Source organism: Bradyrhizobium sp. MOS001 (assembly GCF_004634465.1).
GTDB lineage: Bacteria > Pseudomonadota > Alphaproteobacteria > Rhizobiales > Xanthobacteraceae > Bradyrhizobium > Bradyrhizobium barranii.
The window spans coordinates 328,456-342,893 of the sequence record NZ_SPVJ01000001.1; the positions used below are offsets into that span (position 1 = coordinate 328,456).

The following is a 14,438-nucleotide window of genomic DNA, read 5'->3' on the forward strand; positions in this document are numbered from 1 at the left end:
CCGCTCCGCTCTTCGGCTTACGGGCATGTGAAGCCGGGCGCTTTGAAATCGGCCAGATTGTCGAGCGTCTTGCGCAGAACCTCGAACAGCACGGCCGACCAGCTGTTGGCGACACGGACCAGCATGCCGACGAAAAACCGGGGCATCATCCGATGATACCGGATCTCACTTGTCCTTGCCGGGTGATCGCTCAAGACGCGATCTCTGCGCGCATGCGCTTGATCTCCTCCCTGAGCGCCTCGGCTTTTTCGTCTCGTTGCTCGCTCGCCGTTTCCAAGGGTTCGTCGCGAAGCAACTTCTGGAGTGCCTTTTCGACAGAAAGCTTGTTGGTCTCGGCCATACCAGACCTTTCTGACGCTACCGCGTCTGTCAGTACCGTGGTTGCAGTCTCAGCTCTTCGGACTGAACATGCCGCCGGCCGCCTTCATCGCCGCCTCACCCATGGTCTTGGTCTGGTCGGTCAGGGCCCGCATCTGCTCCTGGAAGAAATCGGCTTGAAGCTTGAGCGCGTCCTGGACATCCTTGGCATGGATCAGCTTGTCGCTGAGGTCCAGGGTCGCTGTGACATTGCGCTGCATGAAACTGCAAAACTCCTTCGCCTGGTTCGCGATCGGCAGAGGCGACGAACTGATCCCCTTCTCCAGCATCTCGAAATAGTCCGCGTTGGCCTTGCGCAGGCGGCCAAGCGCCTCGGTCAGCGCCGCACGGACGTTATCTGCCGATAGATTGATCTCTGCCATGACGTCTCTCCCTTCAGGTGTTAGCAGTTACGCGGTAAGTCCACCGAACCAGGCGCCGAAATAGCCGGCGTAGAGCGCGGGTACTTCGAGATTCATCGAGTGCCCGACGCGAGGCACGATCACGAGACGGCAATCCGGCATCGCATCGGCCATGACGTGAAGATCGGCTGGCAGAATCCAGCCGTCCCATTCGCCCCATAGCACCAGATGCGGATGCTTCAGCTCCGGCATGCGGCGCTCGAGCTCTCTGCTCTCTCTTTCCTTCGTGAGGTTGACCGGCGTCCCGATCCAGATGCCCTCGGAGACGCCAAAGGTCTGCTCGATGATGCGGTCGAATAACGCCTGGATGTCCTTCAATCCCTCCCGAAATCGAGGCACGGCGTTCGGCGCCATGCTCTCGGGCACGAACAGCGAGGACGCCGCCGTCGCCATGATCGTCCGTGTCAGGTCCTTGCTCGCCATCATCGCCCGAAACAGGCCGATTTGATCGGCATTGAAAGCCATGCCGAGCGGCGTCACCGGATCGAGTGCGAACACGCGCCCGAAACGCTGCGGCTGCATCAAGAGCATGCGGGCAGCGATGATGCCGCCGGTCGAATGCGTCGCGAGATGGCAATAACCGATGTCGAGCATATCGAGTGCCGCCAGCATGTCCTCGGCATGCTGCTGCATGGAGTAGTTCGAATAATCGGCGGCAGGCTTCGGCCGGTCGCTGTCCCCGCAGCCGCGCCAGTCGATGGCGATGACGCGCAGGCCCGTTGGAAACAAGGGCGCAGCCAGCTCGATCCAGTCCTTGCTGGCGAGATTGCCATGGATGAAGACGACGGTCACTTCGCCTCGGCCCCACTCCCGCCAGCCAAGCTCGATTTCACCCGCCTGCACCCGTGGCATAGACCGATCCTATTTGTTGAGACCGGCGGTTGGTGCCGCACCGGGAGGTGTCGGCGCCACCGGCAGGGCGGATACCACGGAACCCTTGATCATGCGATCTGTGCCGAGGGGCGATGAGGTGTCGACCGTTCCTTTCGTGACGAAGTCCACGACGTCGGCGGAATATTCCACCGGATTGTCGGTATGGATGAAGTGCCCGGTCTCCGGATAGATTTTCAGAATCGGCCGGTTGCCCGCATTGGTCATGCGCGTCATGAACGGCGTGATGACGTCGCGTCCGAGATCGGTCAGCCCGTTGAAAGCCGGCGTCGGGATGAACGGCTCCTTGTCACCGAAAGCGAGGAAGATCGGCGCCTTGATCTGGGTAACCCGCTCGTAAAGGTTCTTCGGATCATCCTGCTGGAGCTCGGCCCCGATCGTGTAGATGTCGAAGATGAAGACGTTGCACCACTGTTCGAGCTCCTTGGGATTGCCCTTTGTAAGCCCGACGCGCTGCTCGGTATGGAAGCGCGCATATTCGCTGTCGCTGAAGAAGTAGCCGCTCTTGGCCGCCGACACCACGCCGGTGTCGGGGTCGCGCTTCTTGAAATAGAAGAAGTCGCGAATGCCCTGCTCGTCGCGGGCCTTCTCCGCCGCCAGGATGCCGGTCTGGTCCCAGATCTGCTTCCACTTGTCGAAGTCGCGACCGAGTCCCGGTTGGAACAGAGGTGCCTTCTTGTCTTTCGCGATCGTAATGTCGCGCGGGTATTCCTCGAGCCCGGATGGTGCTTCGAGCGCGAGGCCCTGCACCGCATCCGGCCAGGTCAGGGCGTACCCCGTGACGAACTGACCGCCCAGCGAGTGGCCGAGATAATAGGCTTTCTTGACGCCAAGCTGGTTTACGACGAGATCGTAGATGACCTCGCGCATATCCTGCATGGTGCGCGCCGGGCTCTTATCGAGATTACCGGGCCCGGACATGCCGTAGTTCGGCAAGTCCGGCACGATCACACGCAAGCCACTCCGCAGCGCATATTGCATGATGTTGCCATAGTGCCCGCCGAATGCGCCCTTGCCGTGGATGATGACGAGGACCTTGGGATCCTTGTCGGTGCCGGCATACTCATCCATGTAACCGATCTGCCAGGTGTTGCCGATCTTGTCCTTGGCGTTGGCGTATTTGACCGGATAGGGATAGGTCACGAAGTCCTTCCAAAAGGACTTGCTCGGATCGATGTTTTCGGCGACGCCCGGCACACGATAATTCTTGTCGACGAACATCCTCGCACGATCGAGAGCCGCGACGTCGTCCATGAAGGCGACGAACTTCGGATCGTTCTTGCGCTGGTTGATGATTGGGAACACGCCGTAATGTGCGACCGGGCTCTCCTGCGCGATCAGGTCCGCGCCCGGCACGCGATCTACGGCCTTCTGCGCCAGCTTGAAGTTCAGCCAGAGGTCGTTGGTGATGTGCATCACCAGTGTGCGCGACTGGATGCGGCCGAGATATGGATTGATGTTGTGGGTCTCACCGACCCGGTTGCGCCAGACGAGATCGACGGCGTCATAGAGCTTGGCACGGTTGGTGACACTCAGACCGGCCTTCTCGTTCGGCGGATCCCAGTAGAATATCTCGGGCTGGACCGCGGCCCAGTTCTGGGTCGTGCGGAAGCCGAAGTCGTAGCCCGTCATGCCCAGAATCGACCAACCGAACGCCACACCCGGCATAGGGTGCTTCTCCTTGGGCAGATTGTAGTAGTCGCCCTTGGTCGCCTGCCAGACCGGATCGCCCTCGATCGCGGCCGTCATCATCTGGAAGGTCCAGTTGCCGACGGGGTCTTCACCGTCCGACTGCGTGGTGCCGCCGATCGGCATCAGCGCGCCGATATATTCGGGATGCATGACCCCCCACACATAGGTCTGGGTGCCGCCCATGGAGACGCCCGTGACAAGCGCGACGCGCGCGACCTTCAACTCGTCGCGCAGCAGGCGGTAGTTCGCCTGCACCATGTCGTAGTAGCTGTACTGCGGAAACTTGATGCCGAGGCCGTCGGACGGTTTGCTGGCGCCCCACGTCCCGAGCGGGTCGACCATGATGACGTAGTAGCGGTCGGTGTCGATCGGCCGTCCGGGGCCGATGATCGGGACGCCGCCCGACAGGGCCGCGCCCTTGACCCACTGTTCGTACATATCGGTGGAATCGCCGGAATAATAGGAATTGATCACGACCGCGTTGGTGATCTCACCGGCGGCATTGCGCCGCGCGTTGCCGATCGCGATGTATCCGGTACGCAGCTTGCCTGCCCCGAGCGATTCCAGCGTCACGCCGCCCTCGCCGCCATTCTCCCATTTGGAGGGATTGGCCAGGTCGTACTTGCCGCCAAGCCGGAAGTTCGCGATCTCATAGGTCTTTTTGAGCCCGTCATGCTGCATCTGCGACGAGCGCCGCGTGAACGGCTGGGCGACCGCGAGCGCGGCGCCGAGCAGCAATAACATCAGGCTGACGAGGCAACGCTTGAGTGCGCTTCTCCCGTTCATGACGAACTCCCTCCTGGCGGTGTTTTGCGCGAACGCTAGGCTGGACCTCCTCCTGAGGCTTGATTTAGCTCAATGGAATCCTTGAGCCTGCGTTGAGGATCGTGGTCATCGTCACGCTGGCCGGTCCCCGCAATGCCCTTCCTCAGTCATGGCTCATATCGTATCCGCTATGAGCTCGACGGACCGGCGAATGCGCCTGCCTATGTGCTGGTTAACGGTCTGACGCAGTATTCCGAGCTTTGGGGCGCGTATCGCGACACGCTAATCGCACGGCGGTTCCGGGTCGCTACCTTCGACCTGCTCGGCCAGGGCGTCTCCGACAAGCCCGCGCTGTTCATCGATCAGGACGACCACATCGCCGTGCTGCATCGCCTGATCGGCGAGCTTGGCGACGGTCCGGTCTTCCTCAGTGGCATCAGTTTCGGTGGCCTGATCGCGTTGCGCTATGCCATCGAGCATGGCGCGCGGCTGTCGGGCCTTGTGCCGATGAGCTGCTTTGCCGAGCTTTCGCCACAACTGCTTCTGATCGGCAACGCCTTGCGCACCGGCCTCATCCTGGGCGGCACCGGCTACCTCCAGGATCTGCTGCTGCCGATGAACCTGTCCGACCAGTGGCTGAAGCCGCTGCTGGACAAGCTCGACAGCGTGAAGCGGCAGGGCTGGCTGGTCAACGACGTGTACGCCCTTCAGAACCTGATGGAGTCTTTCCTCGACTTCAAGCCGCTGACGCCGCAGCTCTCCTCAATATCCGTCCCGACCATGATCCTGAACGGCGAGTTCGACTTCCTCACGCCGCGGGCGCTGCACGAGACGTTGCGTGTGGAAATTCCTGACAGTGCGCTCGTCATCATTCCGAGGGCCTATCACGCCTTCACGCTCGAAAAGGCTGCCTTAACAGCCGACCTGCTGGCGCGCTTCGCCGAGGACGTGTTGGCTGGCCGCTGGCAGGGCAACAAGCAGGTCTTGATCGCGCCGGAAGATGCCGGCGGAGACTTTTCGCCGTTTCCCGCCGGCTATGACCATCTGCGCGCGATCCCGGTGCACAGGCCAGCGACATGAGCGCGTTCTTCGGACCGTTGCAAGCCGACGGGCGCGTGCCGCCGCGCCAGCAGACGCGGGTCGCCGCGTTCCTGGTTTCTGCGCATGGTGCGCTGGCACGGCAACTCGCGGTCGCCCTGCCCGCGAGATTCGATGCCGCCTGGCAGACCGAATTGAACGCGCAGTTCTATCGCGAGAGCGAGATCGTCTCGCTTCTCATGCGCGCGACCGCCTGGGTCCCGGACCTCGCGCTGGGCCCGATGGCGGCATCCTGGGAGATGGCCTGGCTCCCCGCCCCGATCGAAGGCATCGCCGATCACACCCGCGCGCAGACCATTCACCTCGCGACGCTCGCGCATGCGGTTCATGCCGGGATCCGGCCGGCGGCCCTGCTGCCGACGGAAGCGAACGCGAACGATCCCTTCGTGATGGCGCTGCGGCGCATCGAGTTCGAGAGCGGTCGGCTGTTGCAGGCGCAGATTCTGTTCCTGAAGGGCCCAGACCTCCTACCTTTCCGGGATGCCGTCAACGCGACGCTCGAACGGCGGCACGCCGAGGTGCGCAGACTCTGGCACGAGACCCTTGCAGGCGTCGGCGTTGGCCTGCGCGAATGACCCGGCAACCTTGACGCAGATCAAAGCCGAGAGTCTGCCCGCCCCCAACATCGATCCAGTATTCACCTGCGCCTGCCGACCGGAGTTCCGCCCATGAAGGCCGTTTCCGTCGAAGAAGCCGTTGCGATGATCCCGGCCGGTGCGAGCGTCATGGTCGGCGGCTTTATGGGCGTCGGAACCCCGGAGCGCCTGCTTGACGAACTCGTGCGGCAGAACAAGACCGGCCTGTCTCTGATCTGCAATGACGCCGCTACTCCCGGCAAAGGCGTCGGCAAGCTGTTCGACGCTGCGCTGGTCTCAAGGCTGACGGCAACGCATATCGGCCTCAATCCGAAGGCGCAGCAGCAGATGCTCGCGAACCAGATCGCCGTCGATCTCGTGCCGCAAGGCACCTTCGTCGAACGCATCCGCGCGGGCGGATGTGGCCTCGGCGGCGTGCTGACGCCGACGGGCGTCGGAACGCTGGTTGCCGAAGGCAAGCGTCAGATCGAGGTGGATGGCAAGCCGTTCCTGCTGGAGACGGCATTGCGGGCGCAGTACGCGCTGGTTCACGCGTTTCTCGCCGACTATCTCGGCAATCTCGCTTACGCACTGACCTCCCGCAACTTCAACCCGGTCATGGCGATGGCTGCCGACACGGTCATCGTCACTGCAGAGAACATCGTGCCCGTCGGTGTCATCGCGCCCGATCACGTCGTGACCCCGGCGCCGCTCGTCGATTACCTCATTACCAACGGGTGAGATCATGGACCCGCAGATCATCATCGCCCGACGCGTCGCCAGGGAGTTGAAGAGCGGAAACCTTGTCAACCTCGGCATCGGCATTCCGACCCTGGTTGCGAATTACGTTCCGGCCGATTTGAAAGTCTTCTTTCAGTCGGAGAACGGACTGATCGGCACCGGGCCGATTCCCGAACAAGGCATGGCGCATCCGACGCTGACAGACGCCGGCGGCCGCCCCATTAGCGCGCTCCCGGGTGCGGCGACCTTCGACAGCGCGATGTCGTTCGGACTGATCCGCGGCGGCCATGTCGACGTCACCGTGCTCGGCGGCCTCCAGGTCGATGCGCATGGGCTTCTCGCCAACTGGATGATCCCAGGCAAGATGGTCCCGGGCATGGGCGGGGCGATGGACCTCGTCAGCGGCGCCAAACGGGTCATCGTCGCCATGCAACATGCCGCGAAGGGCAAGTCGAAGATCGTCAAGACATGCAACTTGCCCCTGACCTCGGCGCGCCCGGTCCATCTGGTCGTGACCGACATGGCGGTCATCGGTTTTGCGGACGGCAAGGCGACGCTGCTCGAGACCGCCCCCGGTGTCAGCGTTGGCGAGGTTGTGGCGGTGACAGAGGCCGAATTGGTCATTCCTGACAACATCCCGGAAATGACGATCTGACGAGGTCACGACCATGCGGATATTCAGCGACTTCAACGAGATCAAATCCGCGGTCGGCACCGAGATCGGCGCGAGCGACTGGATCGAAGTGACCCAGGATCGGATCAATAAATTCGCCGAAGCAACCTGTGACGAACAATGGATCCATGTCGACCAGGACCGCGCCAACAAGGAAGCGCCCGGCGGCACCACCATCGCTCACGGCCTGCTGTCGCTCTCGCTTGCTCCGCTGTTCATTCGATCCGTGATGGGTTTGAAAGGGCTGCGCAATACGCTGAATTACGGCGCGGATCGCATCCGGTATCTGGCGCCGGTGCCGGCCGGCTCGAAGCTTCGCGGCCGGGTCACCGTGGCTGAAACCGAGGACGTGCCGCCGGACGGCTTGCGCGTCAACTATCATCTCGTGATCGAGATCGAGGGCGGCAAGAAGCCCGCTTGTGTCGCCGAGCTGATCGCCCTGCACTATCGCTGAGTGCGCTCAGTCGATGATGTGATACCCGCCATCGATATAGAGAACGCCCCCGGTGATCAGCTTGGCGCCATCTAGGGCCAGGAACGCGGTGGCATTGCCGACGTCGTCGATGCTGACCAGGCTGCGCGCCGGCGCTTTGGACTGCGCCTTGTCCATGAGCTCGTCGAACTCCGGGATACCTGACGCCGCGCGCGTGGCGAGCGGGCCGGGCGAGATCGCGTGCACGCGGATGCCCTTTGGGCCAAGTTCGGCGGCCGCGTAGCGGACGGCCGCTTCAAGCGCCGCTTTCGCCACGCCCATGATGTTGTAGTTCTCCACCACCATCTGGCTGCCATAATAGGTCATGGTGAACATCGTGCCGCCGTTCTTCATCAGCGGCTCGGCGAGATGCGCCATGCGCAGGAATGACCAGCAAGAGACGTCCATCGTCTTAAGGAAGCCATCGCGGCCGACGTCCACCACGCGGCCATGGAGCGCCTCCTTCGGCGAGAAGGCGATCGAATGCAGCAGGAAATCGAGCTGTCCCCATTCCTTCGTGATCCGCTCGAACACCGCCTCGGTCTGCCCCTCCGTCATCACGTCCAGCGGCATGAAGATCGGCGCTTCCAGCGCCTGTGCCAGCGGTTCGACGTGTTTCTTGGCGCGATCGTTGAGGTAGGTGACGGCCAGATCGGCCCCAAGCGCACGAAATGCCCTCGCGCACCCCCAGGCGATGGACTGGTCGTTCGCGATGCCGACGACGAGGCCCTTCTTGCCCTTCAGGGCAACCTTTGTATCCGGGAACACGGGGATCATGACACCCTCTCTTGCCTTGGATTGGTCGATTGTCCGTTCATCAACAGCGACAGCGTATGCTGTGCGATCATCAGTTCTTCGTCGGTTGGCACGACGTAGACGGGGATGCGGCTGTCGGAACGCGAGATCAGCCTGGAATTGCGCGCGTTCTCGACGGGATCGAGCGTGCCGCCGAGCCATCCGAGCTGCTCGACCACGCGCGCGCGAATGTTCGCCGAATTCTCGCCGATCCCGGCCGTGAAGACGAAGGCGTCGAGGCCCTGCAAGGCGGCCGCGAGCATGCCGGCACTGAGACCGATCCGGTAGACGAAATAGTCGACCGCGAGCTTCGCCTTGGGGTCGGCGCTCGCCTCCAACTCGCGCATGTCATTGCTGACACCGGAGAGCCCCTTCAATCCGCAGTCGCGATAAAGGAAGTTCTGCACGTTTGAGGCGGACATCCCTTTCTCGGAGATAAGATAGATCACCACTCCGGGATCAATCTGCCCTGGACGCGTTCCCATCGGGAGGCCATCGAGCGCTGTGAAACCCATGGTGCTCTCGACGCTGCGCCCGTCCTTGAGCGCGCACATCGACGCGCCGCTGCCGAGATGGGCAACGATCACGCGCCGCTTCGCGATATCGGGCGCCACGCCCGGCAGGGTCCGGGCGATATATTCGTAGGACAGCCCATGAAAGCCATAGCGCCTGACACCCTCGGCATGAAGCTGATGCGGAATAGCATAATGGTCGGCGACGGCATCATGCGTGCGGTGAAATGCGGTGTCGAAGCAAGCAACCTGCGGCAGCGTCGGGAAATTCGCCAGCAGCGAACGGATCGGCGCCAGATTGTGGGGCTGGTGCAGCGGCGCCAGGGGCACAAATCGTTCGAGACGGGACACGACACCGTGGTCGATCAGTACCGGCCGCGAATAGTCCGGCCCACCATGCACGACCCGGTGACCGACCGCGATCGGCGTGACGCGAAGTTCGTCCCGCAGCCAGTCGCCGGCAACGGCCATCGCCGCCGGAACATCAGGCACAGCCTCGATCGGATAGGCCCGATCGGCCATCGGATCGCCGCTCGGGCCACTTGCCCGCAGACGCGGTCGGCTGCCGATACCGTCCATCTGTCCCTTGATCTGACGACGAAGCGCACCGTCGCCTTCGATCGCATAGACCTGAAACTTCACACTGGACGAGCCGGCATTGACGACGAGGATCGTATCCATGGCGATCACGCGGCAACCGTCGGCGCCTTCTGGCGCCGGGCATGAGCATAGAGCGCGGCGACCGCACAGGACGCCATCCGCGCACGTGGCGAATCCGCGCGCGAGGTCAGCACGACGGGCACGCGCGCACCGAGCACGATGCCGGCGCCATCGGCCTTGGCGAAATAGGCAAGGTTTTTGGCGAGCATGTTGCCGGACTCGAGGTCCGGAACCATCAGGATCTGAGCCCGCCCGGCGACCTCGGATGTGATGCCCTTGATCCGCGCGGCTTCCAGATCGATGGCATTGTCGAAAGCCAGCGGGCCGTCGAGGATGCCGCCGGTGATCTGGCCGCGATCGGCCATCTTGCACAGGGCCGCGGCTTCGATCGTCGAGGGGATTTTCGAGGTCACGGTCTCGACGGCAGACAGAATCGCCACCCGCGGCGTCTTGCCGAACCCTGCCTGATTGTAGAGGTCGATCGCATTCTGAATGATGTCGCGTTTGGCGTCGAGATCGGGGAAAATGTTGATCGCCGCATCCGTCACGAAGATGGTCTCTGCATAGGCAGGCACATCCATCACGAAGACATGGCTGATACGCCGGTCGGTGCGCAAGCCACCGGTCTTGGCCGTGACGGCGCGCATCAATTCGTCGGTGTGCAGGCTGCCCTTCATCAACAGCTCGCCTTTGGCGGCATGGATGAGCTCGACGCCCTTGGCCGCGGATTCGTCGCTGTGCGCGGCATCAACGATCTCGAAACCGGACACATCGAGATCGCACCGGGCGGCAGTATCCTTGATCTTCCGCTCGGGCCCGACGAGCACGGGCCGGATAATGCCGGCGCTTGCGCTATCGATGGCGCCGCGCAGCGAGGTCTCGTCGCAAGGATGCACCACGATGGTCGGCGTTGGCGGCGCGCCCTTCGCGGCCGCAATTAAGCGATCGTACTTGCTACCGGGTTGGGTTTGCGTCGTGTCGGCCGACATGATGTCACTCCCGATCCTGCCAATCCGCGTTACGACGCCCGTGCCTTGGGATCGAAAGGGGCGACGTTCGATGTCAACTCCGCCTCTCCGTCCAGACCGAACAGCGCGGCGACGCGCTTCAGGCGATTGGCCCGCTCGCCGGTGATGTCCTCACTCGCCGACAGCACCTCGCGCATCGCCACGAAGGCCGCACGCCGCTGGCTGGTGTCGTCGGGCAACAATTTCGGGATCGCAGCGAGAGCACCTTCGCGATCAAGAAGCAGTATGAAGAACTGCTCACGCACCAGCTTCTTGAATTCCGACAGCGTCATGCGGGCGCCGGCATGGTCACGCCGAACCTGCCGCAACGCCTCGATGCTGCGCTCATCCACCATGCCGCGTGCGGAGCCAACATAAAGCAGCGCGCGGAGGGCCGCTTCGCGGAGCCCGCCCTCAGCGATGTGCGATTTCAGCTCGGCGATCCGTGCCGCGAGCATGGCGCGATGCTCCAGCGACATCTCCCGGTGGCGCGAGGGCACGGAATTAGGGTCGACGCCGACCGCGGCCTGGAGCAGCGGCGAGCCGTAGAGGTTGAGGAAGACGGCCTCGCTCAGCGCCTCCTGCGCATCGCGCCAGCTATCCAGCGTGTGCACGATCTGCTTCGACATTTGTTCCTGGAATGCCAGGAATGGATTGTCCTTTGAAACCGGCTTGCGGTCTGTCTCGACACGATCTGCAGCCGATTTGACCGTGGACATCCAGGGGTTCTGGCTGCTGAACGCCTCGTATTGCAGCCGCAGCGGATGCATGTTGCGGGCCCATTCCGCGAGTTGGGGCGTCACCATGCCCTTCACCCACGGCCGCAAGAATTTTTGATAGGCCGCGAGATTGAGCTCCGAGACACGCTTGGCCGCAGCGAAGCGCCGCTCGTCCTCGGGCGAATTTCCGCCCATCGCGCGGATATCATCCAGCGTGCGGGCCTCGCAGCGCATCACCCACTGGCCTGCCGCAAGATCCGCATTGAGCGTCTCGTTGCCACGGGCCTCGAACGTGGCTTCATAGAGCCCTGGCGGCAGCACGTCGATCAGGTCGATGTTGCTTGAGAACTCAGCGTGCTCCTTCTTGGCCACACCGCCGGATACGAAGATGCCGAGATGGCCGATGCTCTCGTGAACGGTATAGACGATGGTCTGGCCATAAGCTCTGATCTCGTCGACGTCGGCGTAGCAGTCTAGGATCCAGTCCAACGCCTGCTGCGGCGGGGTGACGTTGTCGCCCTTGGAGCAGAACACAACGATCGGCGAACGAATGTTGCGCAAATCGACCTTGCGGCCGTCGGACATCTCGATCTTGCCGGCTGCGAGATTGTTGCCGATGAAGAGCTCGTCGACGATGAACTGGATTTCCTCAGCATTGAGATTGACGTGTCCGCCCCACCAGCGCTCGAAATCGAGATAGCGTTCCGCCTCGCTATCGACCTTGGAATAGACGTTGTACTGCTTGGTCCAGAGCGTATTCGACGGGTTCTGGTTCTCGAAATTCTGCACCAGCCAGGCGCCGTCGAATTTGCCGGCGCCGAGATCGCTCGTGAGTGCCGTGAGCCAGCTTCCGCCCAGCAGGCCGCCGGAATAACGCATGGGGTATTTGCCATGCACGCCTGCCCAGTAAGCCAGCGGCGCACCAGCGATGATCAGCGGCCCGAATAATTCCGGCCGCAGTGACGCCAGGATCATGACGGCCCAGCCGGCCTGACAATTGCCGATCACGCAGGGCTTTCCGTCGGCGTCCGGATGACGGCTGATGACGGTCTCGATAAAGATGGCTTCCGCGCGCGCAATGCGTTCGATGGTCTGCCCGGGCATCGGCTCCGGAAGGAAGCCGATGAAGTAGCAGGGATGCCCCGCCTTCATGGCGACGCCGATCTCGCTATCGGCCTTGAAGCCGCCGATGCCGGGTCCATGGCCGGCGCGCGGATCGACCACGACGAACGGACGCCGGCTCATGTCGATCTCAACATCCTTCGGCGGAACGATGCGCACCAGCGCGTAGTTGACCGGTTCGTCCAGCTTCCGGCCGTCCGTGATCAGTTCGGCGGCATATTGCAGGACGTGCGGCGCGGTCTGGGCGACGTGCTCGCGGTACTGGTCGCCGCGCTGGCGCATGATGTCCAGGAACAGGACGCTACGCTGTCCCGCATCGACCATGTATTCCACGGCCGAGGCGACCAGCCCCGACATTGGGCCATCAGGCAGCTTTAAGTCTTTGATCGCCATGTTCGACCTCGTCGTCGCGCGAGGTCATTCAATTAAGGTCGGCGGTCGCTGACGTTGATTTAGGTCAACGGTTGGCGACGGTGTTCGCGTCAATCGGGATCGACCAACTGCCCCGCGGGGGCGCGCCGCAATCGGGCCGCGGGAGAGCTTAAGTGCCGGATGCAGCAAATTACAGCCGCCAGGAGAGACTACGCGACGGACGATTGGTCGATATCCGGGCGCTTCGTCCCGAGGATGAGCCCGACATGCTTGCCGCGCTCGAGGAGACCAGCGCTCAATCGCTCCAACGCCGCTTCTTTGTGACGAAGCGTCATTTTTCCGAACGGGAACGCGCTTTCTTCATGGAACCCGATTTCAGAAACCACGTGGCGCTGGTTGCGTGCACGGAAGAGGCGAACCGCAGCATGATCATCGGCGGTGGTCGCTATGTCATATTCGAGCCTGGACGGGCCGAAGCAGCTTTCGTCGTGATCGATGCCTGGCAGGGACGTGGCGTTGGCGGGCTGCTGACGCGCCATCTGATCGCTATCGCCCGCGAGGCCGGATTGACGGAGTTGACCGCGGAAGTGCTACCGGAGAACGCAGCGATGCTCCGCGTCTTCGACAAGTTTGGCTTCAAGCCCGCAACGATCCGCGAACCCGGTGTAATTCACATGGCATTGAAGCTGTCCTAATACGCGGCCGGCACGGGAGCTTTAGCATCGAGAGAAATGGCGGCGGCGCGTCGCGCCACCGTCCGTTGGTACCGGCACCTCCAAGCGCGCGCCCTCACCCCAAGCCTGAATTTTCCGCCGCACGTGATCTGTCAGGCGAGCGTCAGCCTGTTCGTCTAGCTTCGCAACATGTCGGCCGCCGACACACGCCGCCCCTCAGCAATCCCGGACACTGGCGACACCGCCCAGGGCGTCGCTGGTTGCGAGGCCCGGTTGGATTCGCGTCCATTTCCGGGCCTCGTTTGCTGGTGCGCAAAAGAAAACGGCGCCCCGCGAGGAGCGCCGCATGGAATTGTCGTAGCTGCGTTGGCTCAGTAGCCGCAGGACGCGCAGCCCATCTGCACTGGCGCGTAATAGGAATAGCCGGGCGAAACCATCTCGACGCGCTGGCGCGTGGCGTATTGCGGCGGGATGCGTTCGTACTGGACGCTCGGCGGTGCCACCATCACGGTCTGCGGCACCATCACGGTGCGGTACTGCGCCGCCGTGCGGTGTGCGACGGTTGCGCCGGGCGACACCATCACGGTCTCGTCGACGGTGCGGTATTGCGGCTGCACGTATTGCTGCTGGTAGCAGGTCTGGCACGGCGGCGGCGCGTAGCAATTGTAGCAGCCGGCAGAGGCCGCGCTCGTCATGGAAATCGCGGCGACGACTGTTGAGATAACGATAGCGAGAGTACGAGACATTGTGGTGGTGCCCCAGTTGCCCAAAATGGATTTGCGAAGGTCGCGAGCAGTATACGCTGCAACATCCCAAGTTGCCGAACTTCGTCGAGGCATCCTTAATGCGAACGGCCGGCTTTCGCCGGCCGTTCAGAACTTGTTGACCATG

The 14,438-nt window shown here is 62.8% G+C and carries 16 protein-coding genes; 6 read left to right on the forward strand and 10 right to left on the reverse strand.

All coding sequences use genetic code 11. From position 1 onward, the window contains the following. Positions 1-17: 17 nt before the first annotated feature. From CT676_RS46030 to CT676_RS01580, 5 genes are read right to left on the reverse strand one after another with little or no spacing between them, the layout of a single operon-like run. Positions 18-149, reverse strand: a complete 132-nt coding sequence (locus CT676_RS46030; protein WP_275552074.1) for a hypothetical protein — start codon at positions 147-149, stop codon at positions 18-20. Positions 150-190: 41 nt separating this feature from the next. After that, positions 191-340: a hypothetical protein gene (locus CT676_RS43820; RefSeq protein WP_167767879.1), complete on the reverse strand. Its 150-nt coding sequence runs from the start codon at positions 338-340 to the stop codon at positions 191-193. Between the two features lie 49 nt (positions 341-389). Then, positions 390-740, reverse strand: a complete 351-nt coding sequence (locus CT676_RS01570; RefSeq protein ID WP_071913875.1) for a phasin — start codon at positions 738-740, stop codon at positions 390-392. Positions 741-767: 27 nt separating this feature from the next. Beyond that, positions 768-1,631 carry an alpha/beta hydrolase gene (locus CT676_RS01575; protein ID WP_085401516.1) on the reverse strand — a complete coding sequence of 288 codons (864 nt, stop codon included), beginning with the start codon at positions 1,629-1,631 and terminating at the stop codon, positions 768-770. A gap of 9 nt (positions 1,632-1,640) precedes the next feature. Then, a complete protein-coding gene (locus tag CT676_RS01580) occupies positions 1,641-4,148 on the reverse strand; it encodes an alpha/beta hydrolase (protein WP_085401517.1) in 2,508 nt (835 codons plus the stop codon). A gap of 132 nt (positions 4,149-4,280) precedes the next feature. Here CT676_RS01580 and CT676_RS01585 point away from each other — a divergent pair, with 132 nt between their 5' ends. From CT676_RS01585 to CT676_RS01605, 5 genes are all read left to right on the forward strand, one after another. Continuing rightward, positions 4,281-5,207 (forward strand): alpha/beta hydrolase, encoded by a 927-nt coding sequence (locus tag CT676_RS01585; RefSeq protein ID WP_085401518.1) that lies wholly within the window; start codon positions 4,281-4,283, stop codon positions 5,205-5,207. After that, positions 5,204-5,800 carry a hypothetical protein gene (locus tag CT676_RS01590; RefSeq protein ID WP_085401519.1) on the forward strand — a complete coding sequence of 199 codons (597 nt, stop codon included), beginning with the start codon at positions 5,204-5,206 and terminating at the stop codon, positions 5,798-5,800. Before CT676_RS01585 ends, CT676_RS01590 begins: the two co-directional genes overlap by 4 nt. Before the next feature lie 93 nt (positions 5,801-5,893). After that, positions 5,894-6,541, forward strand: a complete 648-nt coding sequence (locus tag CT676_RS01595) for a CoA transferase subunit A (RefSeq protein ID WP_063983266.1) — start codon at positions 5,894-5,896, stop codon at positions 6,539-6,541. A gap of 4 nt (positions 6,542-6,545) precedes the next feature. Next, positions 6,546-7,196: a 3-oxoacid CoA-transferase subunit B gene (locus CT676_RS01600; protein ID WP_071913865.1), complete on the forward strand. Its 651-nt coding sequence runs from the start codon at positions 6,546-6,548 to the stop codon at positions 7,194-7,196. Between the two features lie 13 nt (positions 7,197-7,209). Continuing rightward, positions 7,210-7,668 carry a MaoC family dehydratase gene (locus tag CT676_RS01605; RefSeq protein WP_135213648.1) on the forward strand — a complete coding sequence of 153 codons (459 nt, stop codon included), beginning with the start codon at positions 7,210-7,212 and terminating at the stop codon, positions 7,666-7,668. A gap of 6 nt (positions 7,669-7,674) precedes the next feature. Here the strand turns inward: CT676_RS01605 and fabI are convergent, their stop codons facing one another. From fabI to CT676_RS01625, 4 genes are read right to left on the reverse strand one after another with little or no spacing between them, the layout of a single operon-like run. Beyond that, positions 7,675-8,463, reverse strand: a complete 789-nt coding sequence (fabI, locus tag CT676_RS01610; RefSeq protein ID WP_028147828.1) for an enoyl-ACP reductase FabI — start codon at positions 8,461-8,463, stop codon at positions 7,675-7,677. Continuing rightward, positions 8,460-9,674, reverse strand: a complete 1,215-nt coding sequence (locus tag CT676_RS01615; protein ID WP_135213649.1) for an acetate kinase — start codon at positions 9,672-9,674, stop codon at positions 8,460-8,462. The genes fabI and CT676_RS01615 overlap by 4 nt, the downstream gene beginning before the upstream one ends. A 5-nt stretch (positions 9,675-9,679) precedes the next feature. Then, complete coding sequence (locus CT676_RS01620; RefSeq protein WP_085401521.1) at positions 9,680-10,642, reverse strand: phosphate acetyltransferase; 963 nt, start codon at positions 10,640-10,642, stop codon at positions 9,680-9,682. Between the two features lie 29 nt (positions 10,643-10,671). After that, the gene (locus CT676_RS01625; protein ID WP_085401522.1) at positions 10,672-12,894 is read right to left on the reverse strand and encodes a DUF3141 domain-containing protein; all 2,223 of its coding nucleotides are present in this window, start codon (positions 12,892-12,894) and stop codon (positions 10,672-10,674) included. Between the two features lie 152 nt (positions 12,895-13,046). Between CT676_RS01625 and CT676_RS01630 the strand changes: the two genes are divergently transcribed. Then, positions 13,047-13,568 carry a GNAT family N-acetyltransferase gene (locus CT676_RS01630; protein WP_085401523.1) on the forward strand — a complete coding sequence of 174 codons (522 nt, stop codon included), beginning with the start codon at positions 13,047-13,049 and terminating at the stop codon, positions 13,566-13,568. A 350-nt stretch (positions 13,569-13,918) separates the two neighbouring features. On the opposite strand, the gene CT676_RS01635 is transcribed toward CT676_RS01630, so the two are convergent. Then, on the reverse strand, positions 13,919-14,242 hold the full coding sequence (locus tag CT676_RS01635; RefSeq protein ID WP_085401524.1) for a hypothetical protein: 324 nt from the start codon (positions 14,240-14,242) through the stop codon (positions 13,919-13,921). Positions 14,243-14,438: the final 196 nt, after the last annotated feature.

Excerpts from the sequence above, each read along its gene's own strand:
- CT676_RS46030 (WP_275552074.1), bottom strand. The coding sequence starts at position 149 with ATGATGCCCCGGTTTTTCGTCGGCATGCTGGTCCGTGTCGCCAACAGC.
- CT676_RS43820 (WP_167767879.1), bottom strand. The coding sequence starts at position 340 with ATGGCCGAGACCAACAAGCTTTCTGTCGAAAAGGCACTCCAGAAGTTG.
- CT676_RS01570 (WP_071913875.1), bottom strand. The coding sequence starts at position 740 with ATGGCAGAGATCAATCTATCGGCAGATAACGTCCGTGCGGCGCTGACC.
- CT676_RS01575 (WP_085401516.1), bottom strand. The coding sequence starts at position 1,631 with ATGCCACGGGTGCAGGCGGGTGAAATCGAGCTTGGCTGGCGGGAGTGG.
- CT676_RS01580 (WP_085401517.1), bottom strand. The coding sequence starts at position 4,148 with ATGAACGGGAGAAGCGCACTCAAGCGTTGCCTCGTCAGCCTGATGTTA.
- CT676_RS01585 (WP_085401518.1), top strand. The coding sequence starts at position 4,281 with ATGCCCTTCCTCAGTCATGGCTCATATCGTATCCGCTATGAGCTCGAC.
- CT676_RS01590 (WP_085401519.1), top strand. The coding sequence starts at position 5,204 with ATGAGCGCGTTCTTCGGACCGTTGCAAGCCGACGGGCGCGTGCCGCCG.
- CT676_RS01595 (WP_063983266.1), top strand. The coding sequence starts at position 5,894 with ATGAAGGCCGTTTCCGTCGAAGAAGCCGTTGCGATGATCCCGGCCGGT.
- CT676_RS01600 (WP_071913865.1), top strand. The coding sequence starts at position 6,546 with ATGGACCCGCAGATCATCATCGCCCGACGCGTCGCCAGGGAGTTGAAG.
- CT676_RS01605 (WP_135213648.1), top strand. The coding sequence starts at position 7,210 with ATGCGGATATTCAGCGACTTCAACGAGATCAAATCCGCGGTCGGCACC.
- fabI (WP_028147828.1), bottom strand. The coding sequence starts at position 8,463 with ATGATCCCCGTGTTCCCGGATACAAAGGTTGCCCTGAAGGGCAAGAAG.
- CT676_RS01615 (WP_135213649.1), bottom strand. The coding sequence starts at position 9,674 with ATGGATACGATCCTCGTCGTCAATGCCGGCTCGTCCAGTGTGAAGTTT.
- CT676_RS01620 (WP_085401521.1), bottom strand. The coding sequence starts at position 10,642 with ATGTCGGCCGACACGACGCAAACCCAACCCGGTAGCAAGTACGATCGC.
- CT676_RS01625 (WP_085401522.1), bottom strand. The coding sequence starts at position 12,894 with ATGGCGATCAAAGACTTAAAGCTGCCTGATGGCCCAATGTCGGGGCTG.
- CT676_RS01635 (WP_085401524.1), bottom strand. The coding sequence starts at position 14,242 with ATGACGAGCGCGGCCTCTGCCGGCTGCTACAATTGCTACGCGCCGCCG.